The organism is Amycolatopsis thailandensis, from assembly GCF_042723255.1.
Classification (GTDB): Bacteria; Actinomycetota; Actinomycetes; order Mycobacteriales; family Pseudonocardiaceae; genus Amycolatopsis; species Amycolatopsis thailandensis.
In genome coordinates this window covers 60,152-74,178 of record NZ_JBHXJK010000004.1, presented here as the reverse complement: position 1 = coordinate 74,178, position 14,027 = coordinate 60,152, and the positions used below count along the sequence as shown (strand labels likewise).

Sequence of the window (14,027 nt, the reverse complement as noted above, 5' to 3'; positions counted from 1 at the left end):
CCGTCGGTCAGTTGTCCGAGAGCACGAGCTGCGCGCCCATCTCGCCGATCATGATGGCGGGCGCGTTGGTGTTGCCACCGGTGATCGACGGCATGATCGAGGCGTCGCAGACCCGCAGTCCTTCGACGCCGCGGACCTTGAGGTCGGGACCGACGACCGCGAGCTCGTCGACGCCCATCCGGCAGGTGCCGACGCCGTGGTAGACCGAGGTCGCGCGGTTCAGGATCGCGTCGCGCAGCTCCTGGCCCTGGAGTGCCTTGCCCGGGTGGAGTTCTTCCTTGATCGAGCCGTTGAACGCCTTCGAAGCGAAGATCTCGCGGACCATTTCCGAGCCCTCGCCGAGCACTTCGAGGTCGGCCGGGTCGGACAGGTACTGGAAGTCGATGAGCGGCGCCGCCGTGGCATCGGCGGACGCGAGACGCAGCGTGCCGCGGCTCTTCGGGTAGATCAGGGTGGTCAGCACGGTGAGCGCGGGCCGCTTGTCGACGTCGTGCCGGATCGGCGCGTCTTGGTTGGGCGTCACGTACGCCCACGGCAGCAGGTGCAGCTGAAGGTCGGGGATCTCGGCGGCCTGGGACGTCTTGAGGAACGCGACCGCCTCGAAGACCGAGTTCGCCAGGAAGGTCGTGCCCGGCCGCATGAGTTCCCTGACCAGGCCGGTCGCGAAGTACGGCGGCGTGCCCTTGTTCTTGCTCGACGAGGCGCGGAAGGTCAGCGCGTGGAACATGTGGTCGTGCAGGTTGTCGCCGACCGGCAGGTTCGAGACGACGTCGATGCCGTGTTCCTTCAGGTGTTCGGCGTGGCCGACCCCGGACAGCATCAGCAGTTGCGCGGATCCGACGAAGCCCGCCGAGAGGATGACCTCCTTGCCCGCGCGCAGCGTCCGCCGGCTTCCGTCCGCGTCGACGACCTCGACGCCGACGGCGCGGCCGTTCTCGATGAGGACCTTCTTCGCCAGCACTCCGGACTGGACCTGCAGGGTGGCGGGCGCGAGATCGTGGATGTACCCGCGCGAGGCGCTGTAGCGGAGGCCGTCGGCGGCGTTCTGCTGCATCCGGCTGACGCCCTCTTGCGACTCGGCGTTGTAGTCGTCGAGGATCTCGCAGCCGATCGCGTCCGCGGTCGCCTGGACGAACTGCAGCGTGCCTTCCTGCGGGATCTTGTTGCGGGTGACCCGGATCGGCCCGCCCTTGCCCCTGAAGTCGCTCTCGCCGTCCTCGAAGTCCTCCATCCGCTTGTAGGCGGCGTTGACGCTGTCGGCGTCCCAGCCTTTGTTGCCCTCGGCGGCCCAGGAGTCGAAGTTGGCGCGGTTGCCCCGCACGTAGACCATGCCGTTGATGGAGCTGGAGCCGCCGACCACCTTGCCGCGCGGCACCGGCATCCGGCGATCGAGAACGTGTTTCTGCGGCACCGAGTAGTAACCCCAGTCGAAGGGTTTCTTGAGCTGGGGCACCGCGTGCATCGGGCCGACCAGCCCCGGTTTCCTGACGAGCATCCGCTCGTCGGTCTTGCCCGCTTCGAGCACGATCACGCTGGCACCGGACTCCGCCAGCCTGCCCGCGATCGCGGCGCCCGAGCTGCCCGATCCGACGACCACGTAGTCGGCCTCGTCGCCGCGCGCAGCCCTGTTCGCCATTTCCGCTCCTCGGTCCGCCCGCCGTCCAGAACTATAACCTGTTCTAGTTCTGCCACCGTATAGCGAGAGCGCCCGGTTACGCAATGGCGCTTCTCGCCGCGCGCACGGACCACTTAGTCGCACAGTTGAAAACTGAACCAAACCCGATTATTCGAGCCGGGACCCCAGAGATCAACTGACTGCGAAATCCGTAGCCCATGCGCGTCTGAACAGGTATTTCCGGCGACTTGCCTACTTTCAGTAGTCTCACCTGTTGCCAGCGTCACTGCCGCTCTCTAAAGTGATTAATCGCAAACGTTTCGACAGGGAGGGTCGGCGGATGCGAGGGGTCGTACTACTGGCCTTGGCGGGCACCGCCATGGCCTACATCGTGTTGACACTGGAAGTCTGGGTCTTGCTCATCGGCTTCGGTGCCTGCGCCACCGGGATCCTGACGGGCCTCGTACTGAAGAAGTGACCCTGGACGCGCGAACGGCCTGCGCGCGGACGGGGAAACGTCCGCGTGCAGGCCGTTCTGTTCGCTCAGCGCAGCGGTTCGAGCGCCTTCGCCAGCGGTTCGAGAACGGCGGGCGTGTGCGGCGGCGGCAGGTAGATGATCGCCAGGTCGAGACCTGCCTCACCGAGGGCCTCGGCTTCCGCGGCGACCTTGGCGTAGTCACCGTCCGCGCCGAGGCGGACGTGCGAGGACAGCGTGATCTCGCTCGGGTCGCGGCCGATGTCCGCGCAGTGACGGTGCAGCACTTCACGCTTGTGCGCGAACTCCTCCGGCGTACCGCCGACGAAATTCCAGTGCTGGGCGTACTTCGCGGCCGTGCGCAGAGTCCGCTTCTCGCCGCTGCCACCGATGCAGATCGGCGGGTGCGGCTTCTGCACGCCCTTCGGTTCGCAGCGGGCGTCGGTCAGCTGGTAGTGCTCGCCCTGGAACGTGGTGGTCTCCTGGGTCAGCAGCCCGACGAGGACCTCGCAGCCCTCTTCGAACCGATCGCTCCGTTCCTTGATCGTCCCGAGCTCCATGCCGTACGCGCCGGACTCCTCTTCGTTCCAGCCGGCACCGATCCCGATCTCCAGGCGTCCGCCGGAAACGATGTCGAGCGTCGCGGCCATGTTGGCGAGCAGCGCGGGGTGGCGGTAGTGGATCCCGCTGACCAGCGTGCCCAGCCGGAGCCGTTTCGTGGCCTGGGCGAGCGCGGTGAGGGTCACCCACCCTTCCAGGCAAGGTCCGGTCGAATCGGAGAAAATGGGATAGAAATGGTCGAAAGTCCAGCCGGATTCGAAGAGTTCGATCTCGTCGGCGGCCTGCCAGACGGCGAGCATGTCGGACCAAACGGTGTCCTGTGGCGAAGTCTTGATGGCGAATCGCATGATCTTGATCGTAAACCTGGAGTTCCTCGAGCATCGGTCACCGATCGGGGTCGGCCACCCCACGATCAGGTCCGCCGCCCGCACCGGCGGGTGGACGTGCCCGCGATGTCTATCGGAGATGTCGATCTTCGTCTTACCGTCGAAGCATTCCGACTCTCCGAAAGGACTTCCACATGCGTCGCGTTTTCCTTGCTGTCACAGGTGTTGTCGCCCTGTTGCTCACGATCCCGGCCACGGCCTCCGCGGCCGAAGGCGAATTCACCTACCGCTACTACGACGAACACGAAGAGATCCAGGTCGGCGTCCTGGTCGATCCGCCCAGCGGCGAATGCATCGAGATCCCGGAAATCGCCGACTGGGACGTCGACGCGTTCCGCCCGCGCAACGACACCGGGTCCACCGCGGTGGTGTTTCTGGACGACGATTGCTCGAGCGACTCCTACTTTTCCCTTCGCCCCTACGGTGGCCGCGGCTCGGACAGGCTCCTGCTGCGCTCGGTAATCTTCAGCTAGTCCCGGCGAGGATCGTCAGCCCGTAGGCCGACAAAACCCGGTTGACCGGGAGGAAGTACGTGGTGCCGCCGCTGGAACAGTTTCCGCTGCCGCCGACCAGCACCCCCTGCGCCTGCGTTCCACTGACGAACGGCCCGCCGTTGTCACCGGGCTCGGCGCAGACTGACGTCCGGGTCAGCCCGGTCAAAGTTCCACCTGGAAAGGTGATCGTCTGGTTCTTCCCCTGGATGGTTCCGCAATGCCAGCCGGTGGTCGAGCCGTACCGGCACACCGAGGCGCCGACCGCGGCTTCGGCGGAGCCGGTGATCGTCACCCGGCTGTCCGTGGGAGGGATGGAAGCCACGAGCCGCCAGTCGGTCGTGTTGGTCACCCGGATGACGATCGCGCCGGTCGGCGGAGTCTGTTCCGCCAGGACCACCCCGACGACGCGGCCACCGCTGCGGACGATGTCACCCGGTCTGCCGCAGGCGGAACTCGCGATCAGATAGCCGGTGTTACCTGAGACAGCGGCGAATCCGGCCGTGCACCGGGTCTGCAGCACGCTCCCGCCACCGAGCGGGGCGGGAGCGTGCGCTTGCGCGGTGGACGGCAAGGCCAGGCAGAGGGCCAGGACCAGGCCGGGCAAAGAGCGGAATCGGGGCAGTCTCATGGGACCCTCCGATGGCCGGGGATTGCGTCGATCTTAACCGGCGGAACGCCCCGGCCCATCCGCCGAACCGCGCATTCAGCGCCAGCCGAGCTCCGGCGCCACGTGCGTGAGAATGCTTTCCAGCACGTGCGCGTTGTACTCGACACCGAGCTGGTTCGGGATGGTCAGCAGCAAGGTGTCCGCGGCCTGGATCGCCTCGTCCGCCTTGAGCTCCCGCACCAGCTCGTCCGGCTCGGCGGCGTACGACCGCCCGAAAATCGCCCTGGTCGTCTCGTCGATCATGCCGACCTGGTCACGCGACCCGCGGTCGCGGCCGAAGTACGCGCGATCGAGGTCGCTGGTCAACGCGAAGATGCTGCGGCTGACCGACACCCGCGGCTCACGCTCGTGACCGGCCGCCTTCCAGGCTTCGCGGTAGGCCTCGATCTGCTTGCGCTGCTGAACGTGCAGCGGCTCCCCCGTCTCGTCGTCCTTGAGCGTGGAACTCTGGAGGTTCATGCCCTGCTCCGCGGCCCAGACCGCCGTCGCGTTCGAACTGGATCCCCACCAGATCCGGTCGCGCAGCCCCTCGGAATACGGCTCGAGCCGGAGCAGCCCCGGAGGATTGGGGAACATCGGGCGCGGGTTCGGCTGCGCGAAGCCCTCCCCCTCGAGCAGCTTGAGGAAGACCTCGGTGCGCTGCCGGGCCATGTCGGCCGCCGTCTGCCCCTCCGCGGGCCCGTAGCCGAAGTAACGCCAGCCGTCGATCACCTGCTCCGGGGATCCCCGGCTGACGCCGAGCTGGAGCCTTCCCCTGGAGATGAGGTCGGCGGCGCCGGCGTCCTCGGCCATGTACATCGGGTTCTCGTAGCGCATGTCGATCACGCCGGTCCCGATCTCGATCTTCGAGGTCCGGGCCCCGATCGCCGACAGCAACGGGAACGGACTCCCCGCCTGGTGCGCGAAGTGGTGCACACGGAAGTACGCGCCGTCCACGCCGAGTTCCTCGGCCGCTACGGCCAGGTCGATCGACTGATGCAGGAAGTCGGCGGCGGACCGGGTCTCGGAGTGCGCGCTCGCCGACCAGTGGCCGAAGGACAGAAAGCCAATCTTCTTCACGCCCTTGTAAGCGCCCGATGGCCGGTTTTGATTCCCTCACAGACTCGCGCGGCGGTGACCAGCGCCGTAACGCAAAAGAGCGGATGGTCTGGTTGACCATCCGCCCACCCCGTAGGGTTAACGCGTGTGTCCGAGGGGGGACTTGAACCCCCACGTCCGTTAAGGACACTAGCACCTCAAGCTAGCGCGTCTGCCATTCCGCCACTCGGACTTGCTGATAGGAAGAGAGTATACGTCGCCTAGGGGGCCTGAATCAGGGGGGTACTTATGGTCACGGAGGCGCACATTGAGATGATGATCGGTTACCGTCCGCCAGCTTTCAGGCTTTGCCCAGGCGAAATTTGCACCCAAGGTAGCCTCGAAGCTACCTAAAGTCATCACCACCGGTCTAATGCCCTGTGACTGACGACCTCCCTGTCGCGCCGCCACGTCCCGCGATCAGTCCACTGCACCGCACACCCAGCGATCGTGCGTCATATGCGCCGCAGCGGCCGTTCGACCTCGGCGAGATTGAGCCTCCAGCTCGCCCAGCGGTTCCTTCCTCTCACTGCGACCTCGACCCGCTTCTCCTCTTGCCGGTCCGACTGTTCGCGATGTGCCTCCTCGCCGACCTGCACTGGTACGAGGACATGGTTCTAGCGAACGCGCTGCGTATCGAGCCGCCTGCCGTCGCTCTCCATGTCGAGCTGCTCGCCGCGGCTGGCTATGTGTCGATGCGGGTCGCTGGCCGCCGCACCAAGCTGCGTCTAACCCCTCTTGGGCTCGACCGGCTGACCGCACACGTAACGGCCCTTCAGGAGGTCGCCGCTATAGCCGCTCGGCTCGTCACTTCAGGACGTGGCGCCCCTCGTTCGCCAACGTGACGGCAGATCGCCGCCTCCCGAAATCGCGCTTTCCCTGGCCGGTTCACGACCGACGTGACGGGCGCGGAGCAAGCCGACGCAGCTGTCACACACACTGTTTCCGCAGGTAGGCCGCTATCTCGTGCCGTCACAGCGCCTGTGACGACCTCATGCCCTCGCGGGACGACCCGCCTCCCGCAACGACCTTGAGCAGGAACCTGTGAAAGCGAAGAAGACACCACAGCTGTCGACCGCCAAGCAGAGGGAGCTCGGCGCTGAGCTACGACGAATCCGCATGCGCGCCGGCTACCTCGCAACCGACATGAGCCGCATGCTCGGCTGGCCCGCCTCCACCATCTCGCGACTCGAAAGCGGCCTCCGCACCTATCAAGCCGGCGACATCGCCATCTACCTCGCCCGAGCGAAAGCCACCCCACAGGAACTCGACGACCTGGTAGCCCTCGACCGCCTCCCCGACAACGGCTACCAGGTCAGAAGCCACCCCACCGGTATCCCCGACGAACTTCCGCTCATCAAAGTGCTCGACACCGGCAGCCAGTCCATCACGACCTACAACCCTGTCGAAATCCCACGCCAACTCCAAATCGAGCCATACATCAGCGAAACGCTCGCCAGGAACGGGCACGAGGGCAAATCCACTCTCGACACTACAGTGCACGCACGACTCGCCAGCCAGCCCGCCTCCATCAGGATGCCGGGGCCCTTCACCTTCTACGTGCACCAAAACACGCTTAGCTTACCCGGCCAGGACCTCACACTCGCACACGAGCAGGTGTTGCATCTTCTACTTGTGTCTTCGCTACCGAGCTTTCACATTCACCTTGTTCCTGCCGACTCCACTGTCGCTGACATCCGCACGGGGTTCACGATCTACGAACACGATCAACACCGCCCGTGCTCCACCTCCAGCAGCTGACGACAAGCCTCTTCCTGGAGAGCGATCGTGATATCACTTTCTACTCCGGATTGGTAGGCCGCATCGCCGACCAGTCTCTCGCTCGTCGACAGACTCGGGAGTGGCTCACCCATCGCCTAGCCAGCCTCGACCGACACTGACGACAAGACTCAGTTCCGACGAGGAAGTGCGGCTACGTGGCGTATTTTCACAGAGCGCACGAGTATGGCCGCTCACGCTAAGACGGAAGCTGAAGTCCATTCTGACCCGACGAACTGAGTGTTCATGACAGATTCGCCGCGGAACGAATTAGTGTTGCAATACGGGCCATAGCAAGTCCATGGCAACGACTGCACGGTGGCTCTCGACCTCGTGAACCGAGAAATCAGCCTGCACTCCCTCACTCCTGCCTCGAGAGGGTGTACTGCGGCGACGGCGACTATCGTGCTCCGACTATTCGCCGGACGCGGCCATTGGCTTTCGTGGCGCAGGACCAAGACCAGCACCTTTGTGCGCTTCTTTCTCGCCAACCAGCGCCTTGAACTCGCGAGGGAGGCGCCTCGCCGCAGCGGGCGGAGGTGTGGAACGCGCGCGTTTGACAGGAAGAACAGGCTTAGCCGGAAATCCTTGTGGTAACTCGATGAGGCCTTGCATGATCAACTCACGACCAATAATCTCCGCCAAGGGAGGCGGGGTGGCGTTACCTGCAAGACTGATCTGTGATCGCAACTCGCCTTGAAGTAGGTAATCCTTCGGAAAGCCCTGAAGGGCGAGTCGCTCGCGGACTGTAAGCGGCCTATTGTCCCAATGGAAGGGACCCGCGCTCGGACCGGGGGAAGCCGGAAGCGTCCAGGAGGGCCTGTCCTTCGCTAACTTCAAAAGGAACGACCAAAAGCGCGTGCGATAGCCGAAAATCTCGGGGCCTCCACCACGAGCAGTGAGATGCAGATAATTTTCACCTTCGGGAATGCAAGGTAGCAACTTGGCCCACTTCCCACGGGCGATCGGCGCATCTGCGTCTGCAGGCAAACTTCGTAGCGCGTCCCAAGCAGTCAGGGGCCTCGGATGCGTCACTTGGGGACGACTGAAGTGCGACCCGTCCCTGACAGCAACGCAAATAGCCCGGAGCCGGTGTTGTGGTGTTCCGTAGTCTGCTGCATCTAGTTCGAAAACATTCAGTGCGTACTCTGTTCCGTTGCGTTGATTGATTCCAGCCAGAGCGCTGTCGATGAGCGGCTTCGCGCTGTTCTGTCCGCCCGTGAAGCCGACGACGTTCTCGATCAACAGAACACGTGGGAGGAAAGACTCTACGAGTTGTAGCATCCCGTGGAGGCTCTGCGCGCGCGGGTCCTGCAGTCCATGCCTGGCTTTGCTTGTCCACTGTGCTGCCTTGCTATAGGGCTGGCACGGCGGACCGCCGGCAAGGAGTTCCAACTCACGCAGCTTCAACCCTAGGTCTGCTGGCGTAAGGTTGCGGCCTGCCAAGCTCACATCACCGTCGTCGAAGACTTTCCAACCGCGCCCGGAGGCAATGAGAGTTGCCCGGGCGTCCTCATCGATCTCCAAGCAACCGATGGTTTGAAAGCCAGCGGCATGCAGACCCAGGTCAAGCCCGCCTGCACCGCTGAAGCAGCTCAGAACCCGCGGCGCCTTGGTCCCGCGTGCCATCTCGACCTCCGACGAGGGTGAACACACTGCTGCCCTGCGGATCGAACGACCCGCAGGGCAGCACTGATCAAGTAAGACTAGACCATACCTTGCCGGGCCTGCGCACGAAGTCGTACGTCGTCACCACGGAAGGCGTGTCGCCGCGACGTGCTGCGAGCTTCGCGCAAGCCGCAGAAATAGCGGTCAGGTCCGCTGCCTCCACACGCTCCAAGGGGTGCGCGACGACGACGTCGCTCCGATCATCGTCGATCAGAACGGCCGGGACACCATCGACCACTGACGGTGTGCCCTTGAAGTCCGCCGCGAAGGCACCCGTCAACTTGATACCGAGGGTTCGCGCGGGCCCGAGGTCCAAGTCATCCTTGGTGAGGATGTCGAGCAAGTCGACTGCCAACCGCCAGTCCAGGAGCGGATGATAGGAAGTGTTTGAGTGATCTCGTAGACAGCGATAACAAGAACTGTCGCATCCGGCTCTAGTAACTGCGTGGTCTCTGTACTCGTCTGCGAGCTTACTTGCCTGCGAAAGCAGCGTTTCCAAGTTTGCACCAAGGTGAGTCGCGTACCCGGCTCCGTTGGCCAAGCTGTCTGCCAAGAATGCCGCCCCACGAGGCTTCCCATCAACGGGATTGGGGAACACTCCAACCTTCAACTCGTCGGGCTCGACGTCGAGATGGCGGCTGGCAGCGGCTCGAAGCAAGAACGCGAGCGACAGCCAAGCGGCCTTACCCTCCATTCTTGACGGATCGAGCGTGAGATAACTCGGGACCTCGACAGCCTCCACCATCAGAACATCAGTGATCGTCCATGACCCCAGCGCGTATCGTTCGACCTGAGCACCGTTTGGCACGCGCATCCTCAGATTTAACTGCTCACGCCGCCTTTTGTCGTTCAGCAAGTCAGAAGAGAACAAGTCATGGTAGGTGCTCCGATTGCCAAGCCCCACGAATCCGAAGTCAGCTCCAGCAGCGTCATTGTAGACCAAAGTCCGGGCCGTGCCAAATTTTGCCCTGGCATTCGCTGCACTGTTCGACCGGAGTGGCGCTGTTCCCCCGGACAAAGTTAGCCGCGGAACGCCCGCACGGGGACGCAACTCGTACATTCCCTGATAGTCGGCTGGCTCCTGATAATCAGTGCCAAATCCCAGCGGCTCGCACACCTGGGCAATCCGATACAGGTCGCCTGCGCCAGTACCGCAAGAGCGGCAGCGGTTCGGATCCGGCGTGTCATCGACAGCGAGACAGGCCCTGCACAGGCCCACATCATTGACTGGACCTTGCGGGTTGGGCACCTCCTCCCAACGATCATTCGACGTCCGCCTGTAGGCGACGAGCTTGACAGCTGTGTATACCCCCTTGTCTTTTACAATCTCGCTGCCAGGGGCAAACTCGCTGATCGCGATGTCCAGGTCGCGGTCGACCGCGGCTGTCACTTCTCGCCCTCTTGGCCGCTCGTGATAGAGGAGACGGACTCGCGAAGGAAACCCGAACATGGGAAGGATTCCTCCCTCAGCGAGTCGCTGGGCGGTGTCGTCGTGGCCTTCCTTCTGGAGCACCTCATCGGCCTTCGCCACCAGTCGGCCATCTGTCACCCAGTCGAGCAAGTCGGCGCGGCGCGCCAGCAGCTCTGGCTGAGCTTGCACCAAGAGTTGGTCAAGAACCTCTTCGAGCTGGTCGGGGTTCTGTGCAATCCACCTAGTAACCCTGTCACGCACCTGAACCCAACTGGTGGCAAGGCCGAACATTCCATGCGTGTTGTTCCCGGCGACGAAGGAAATGTCGGATACCCGAATTTCCTCGAAAGCGAGGCGTAGCACCTCGGCGGTAAATGATCTGCGAAGAATGTCTTCCCGCTTGAGGTCCACATAAGGTTTCGGAGGCGGGTCACCGGTGATCTCCTGCGGATTTCTAAAGTAGTGCTCATCGTGGCTTCGAGTTCCACGACACACGGTAAGCGCAATGGCGAGAGCGTCTTTTCTGCGTCCTGCGCGACCGACACGCTGCTGGTAGTTGAAACGCCGGGGGGGCATATTGGCGAGCAGGACCGCTCGCAGCGCCCCGATGTCGACGCCAGCCTCCATCGTGGTGGTGACCGACAGCATGTCGATCCCATGGACTAGGCCAACTTCTTCGTCTAGGAAGACGTCCTGGAATCGTGCCTGCCGGATCGGCCCCTGGTCCTTATTAGTCTGCCCGGTCAGCTCCTCAACGTGCAGACGGAACGGCTCTTCATCAGCAAGCCAAGCGTAGTAGTCCTCGTCCGATGCCGACGAGGAGATCGCCGTAGGAGCACCCAGATTTTTTCCACACTTGGTGCACACGCCTGCTGACTCATGCAGATGCCTGCGCGTGCAGGACCGGCACCGCCATTCGAACGAGCCAGGATTCTTGAGTATGATCTGGTCTGCCGACATAACGAACTTGGGAGTTATCTTCAGAGCTTGCCGAACATCCTCTTCAAGGTCTTTCTTATCTAGTCCTCGAGTCTCTGCCACTGCAGCGATGAACTTTTTAACGCTCCCATGAAGTGACTCCCTACCGTTCTCGAGAAGTTCGTCAAAACGGCGCGCAAGACCAAAAAGGCGTCCAACACTGTCGCATACCTGCTGGAACAAATCTGGGTTGAGGCCCAGCTTGGAATCTGGGGCTTTAGCCGTTGCAAAATGAGCCAGTCCAAGCGACTCCATATCGCGGCCAGTGGACGAGAACACGGTGAAAGTCACCTGCGTAAGCAGGCGTGTTCGAATGTCGTCGAGCTGAGCAGCTTGTGCTGGAGTAAGTTTTATCTTCTCCCGGAATACGGGAGTTCCACGCTCCCATCCGTCCATTAAGTGATCCCAGCTCGCCCGACCCTCTCTATTGAGGCTCCGGTCGGGCCCTCCGGGGCAGATTCCCATGGCGGCGAGTTTTGGCTCCACTCGATTAGCAACTTCGACGAGGACTGTACCTCGCCCGTCGAAGCGCTCTCGGAGCTGGTCAACAAGGCGACACTGCTCCGCAGTCCCAGTCTCTTCGGCGACTGCTTTGAGTGCAGCGATCTCAACCTTGGTCGATCCTCTCTTGATGCTCAAGTTGGCCAGAGAAGCGGCGTCGCTGAGATCTTCATCCCGAAGGAAGGCGAGCGCCAAGTCGACGTCCGATGTAGTGTTACGCATCTCAGCTACAACTAGTTGGCGGACCATGTCGAGGTAGTGGGACAACTCGGTGCCCGCGGCAAGGCGAGCGGCATCCTGTCGACTGTCCGAGAAGACAACCAATTTTCGATTATCGCCCAGCCAACGCATGATCGTGTCGGAAAGCGTCTGATTAGCCTTCTCGTAGCCGGTACCCATCGTCTTGATAGGCGATCGGTCCCTAGAGGGGTCGGTGATCGGGCGGAAGCGTTTGAAGACATCCCAGTCGTCGTCGCACTGTGGGCACTTTGTCGGCATCGGCTTCTTGAATTGGAGCAGGTTCGCCGCATTCTTTTTAGCCTCGATGTAGAAGCCCCATCCAGTGACATTCGTTCGCTTGGGAACGATGCGTCCCGTGGTTGGAGCGTACTCAACCTGCTTAAATTGGAACCTAAGACCCTCCGAGACCCACTCGGGGTCAGCTGGCTTCTCTTTCGTTGGCCAATACACCATATAGTTACCGGCGTTTCGACCGAGAGCTGCTCGGTCTGGCAGCGACTCGAGATCGATGAGACTACTGACGAGAAATCGGTGACCTTTACCACTGTCCACTGAAGAGTGGTAGCCGCCCAAATAGATCTCGCCGCACGTTTGGCAATAGAGCAGCTCGAGGACGCGCGAACCGCAAGAACAAGTATAACGAGGCTGATCATAGAGCTTGCCGACGACTCGATCGGTGCCTGTTGCCCGGTCAAGGGTTTCGGAGCACTGCGGATCCGAGCACGCCCATAAGCCAGGTAGATTCCGGAAGAACAAGTGAGCACGGAGACGGACCTTGACATCTTTAGAGGCGAGACCCGCCAGGAGTTTCTCAAGGTAGTCGAGCTGCTCTTCTGGACTGTGGTTCGGATACATTTTGGCGGCCCAATCACCCAGACGTTGAGCCCGGATGTTGTGGCCATCCAGCCGTGCAACCGCATCGATCTTGGCACGAAGCTCGGGAAGGTCATCGAGGTTCCCAGCCGCGGCCAACTCGTCCGTCGCTTCGGCCATGTCTAATACATTTGGGCCTGAACCCGTCCACGGCGGGCGGGCCTCAGTTCCACCGACTACTTCGAAAGACTCAGGTGCGACCCCGAAGAATTCTGAGAGAAACGGCTTGTCTCGCTCGTCCTCGAGCGAGGCACTGGCTGCAATAATCGAGAGTTGACTCGGCCGCTTGTCTAGACCGAGCCTTTTGAACAACTTGCGAAGCAAGTACGCGACTTCAGTTCCTGCGGTTCCCCGGTACGTGTGGAGTTCGTCGACGACCAGCGTGAATATGTGCGCTGGGTCCGAGGCGATCCAATCCCGCGTCTGCCGGAAGATGCTCTCTTCTCGATCTCGCATCAGAGTGATATTGAGCATGCTGTAGTTAGTGATCAGCAAATCTGGTGCCGCTTCCTGCATGTCCCAACGAGACCGCATTTCTGCTCCGTCTAGGCGCGGCAGGAAGTATTTCGCATCCTCGTCGAGTCCTTGCTCACCGCTGGCAATTCTTTTCTTGAGGGCGCTGTATCGCCAGTCCATCTGACGAAGTTCCTCGCGCAGCTCGTCTTCGGCGTACTTTTTTCCGCGCTGGGCGCTTACCGGTGTCTTTCCCGTGTACCGGCCGAAGTAGAATCGGTTACCCAAGCGCTTAGTTCGCATCCATTCGTCGACGCCGGCGCTTTCCATCGCCATCCGGAGACGCACGAGCTGGTCTTCGACTAGAGCGTTCATGGGGTACAGCAGGAGTGCGCGAACGGCCGAGGGCCTGCTATTGCTCGTCGGTTGCCGCTGCGGCTCATAGGACATGCTACCGTCGGTCCACCAGGGCCGCCCAGCTTCGCTGTGCGCCGGAGCAGGCCATCGTGCGCTTTCCCGGACCAGCCGACCCAAGATTGGGACAAGGAATGATTCGGTCTTGCCCGAGCCAGTGCCACTCGTGACAACGACATTCTGGCCAGAGAGACTGCGCTTGAGCACATTCTCTTGGTGTTCGCGAAGTCGTGCTCCAGGGATTCGCGCAAACAGCCCGGCTTGGAGCAACTCCGCCAGGTCGGGGACCCCAGCCTCCGAGCAGCTACCTAGTAGATCTAGCTGCGAATCCTGCCACTCTGGAAGAAGTTCGAGGTACGGCTCTTGGAACAGTGCCCCGTTTGACCGGAGTAGATCCTCACGTTCCTGCATTAGTCGGTCATCGCGCAGGCGATA

The 14,027-nt window shown here is 62.3% G+C and carries 9 protein-coding genes, 1 tRNA gene and 1 pseudogene; 4 read left to right on the top strand and 7 right to left on the bottom strand.

Going from position 1 to position 14,027, the window contains the following annotated elements:
* Positions 1-7: 7 nt before the first annotated feature.
* Positions 8-1,636 (bottom strand): GMC family oxidoreductase, encoded by a 1,629-nt coding sequence (locus ACFWMR_RS02700; protein WP_378376458.1) that lies wholly within the window; start codon positions 1,634-1,636, stop codon positions 8-10.
* 319 nt (positions 1,637-1,955) lie between these two features.
* Between ACFWMR_RS02700 and ACFWMR_RS02695 the strand changes: the two genes are divergently transcribed.
* Positions 1,956-2,093 carry a hypothetical protein gene (locus ACFWMR_RS02695; RefSeq protein ID WP_378376456.1) on the top strand — a complete coding sequence of 46 codons (138 nt, stop codon included), beginning with the start codon at positions 1,956-1,958 and terminating at the stop codon, positions 2,091-2,093.
* 65 nt (positions 2,094-2,158) lie between these two features.
* Here the strand turns inward: ACFWMR_RS02695 and ACFWMR_RS02690 are convergent, their stop codons facing one another.
* On the bottom strand, positions 2,159-2,998 hold the full coding sequence (locus tag ACFWMR_RS02690) for an LLM class F420-dependent oxidoreductase (protein WP_378273629.1): 840 nt from the start codon (positions 2,996-2,998) through the stop codon (positions 2,159-2,161).
* Between the two features lie 173 nt (positions 2,999-3,171).
* Here ACFWMR_RS02690 and ACFWMR_RS02685 point away from each other — a divergent pair, with 173 nt between their 5' ends.
* A complete protein-coding gene (locus ACFWMR_RS02685) occupies positions 3,172-3,510 on the top strand; it encodes a hypothetical protein (protein WP_093936791.1) in 339 nt (112 codons plus the stop codon).
* On the opposite strand, the gene ACFWMR_RS02680 is transcribed toward ACFWMR_RS02685, so the two are convergent.
* The 3 genes from ACFWMR_RS02680 to ACFWMR_RS02670 all read right to left on the bottom strand — a co-directional run bounded on the left by ACFWMR_RS02680 (position 3,503) and on the right by ACFWMR_RS02670 (position 5,468).
* Positions 3,503-4,159, bottom strand: a complete 657-nt coding sequence (locus ACFWMR_RS02680; RefSeq protein ID WP_378376455.1) for a S1 family peptidase — start codon at positions 4,157-4,159, stop codon at positions 3,503-3,505. The genes ACFWMR_RS02685 and ACFWMR_RS02680 overlap by 8 nt on opposite strands.
* 75 nt (positions 4,160-4,234) lie before the next feature.
* Positions 4,235-5,257, bottom strand: a complete 1,023-nt coding sequence (locus ACFWMR_RS02675) for an LLM class flavin-dependent oxidoreductase (protein ID WP_093936789.1) — start codon at positions 5,255-5,257, stop codon at positions 4,235-4,237.
* Between the two features lie 127 nt (positions 5,258-5,384).
* Positions 5,385-5,468, bottom strand: a tRNA-Leu gene (locus tag ACFWMR_RS02670).
* Positions 5,469-5,655: 187 nt separating this feature from the next.
* Here ACFWMR_RS02670 and ACFWMR_RS02665 point away from each other — a divergent pair.
* Together ACFWMR_RS02665 and ACFWMR_RS02660 are read left to right on the top strand one after the other, a co-directional pair.
* The gene (locus ACFWMR_RS02665; RefSeq protein WP_378376453.1) at positions 5,656-6,120 is read left to right on the top strand and encodes a transcriptional regulator; all 465 of its coding nucleotides are present in this window, start codon (positions 5,656-5,658) and stop codon (positions 6,118-6,120) included.
* Positions 6,121-6,319: 199 nt separating this feature from the next.
* Positions 6,320-7,176 (top strand): annotated as a pseudogene (locus tag ACFWMR_RS02660) (Scr1 family TA system antitoxin-like transcriptional regulator).
* Between the two features lie 292 nt (positions 7,177-7,468).
* Here the strand turns inward: ACFWMR_RS02660 and ACFWMR_RS02655 are convergent.
* Both ACFWMR_RS02655 and ACFWMR_RS02650 read right to left on the bottom strand, forming a co-directional pair.
* Entirely contained in the window at positions 7,469-8,683 is a 1,215-nt protein-coding gene (locus ACFWMR_RS02655; protein WP_378376451.1) for a DNA cytosine methyltransferase, read from the bottom strand.
* 67 nt (positions 8,684-8,750) lie between these two features.
* Complete coding sequence (locus ACFWMR_RS02650; protein ID WP_378376536.1) at positions 8,751-14,003, bottom strand: DEAD/DEAH box helicase; 5,253 nt, start codon at positions 14,001-14,003, stop codon at positions 8,751-8,753.
* Between the last annotated feature and the right edge of the window lie 24 nt (positions 14,004-14,027).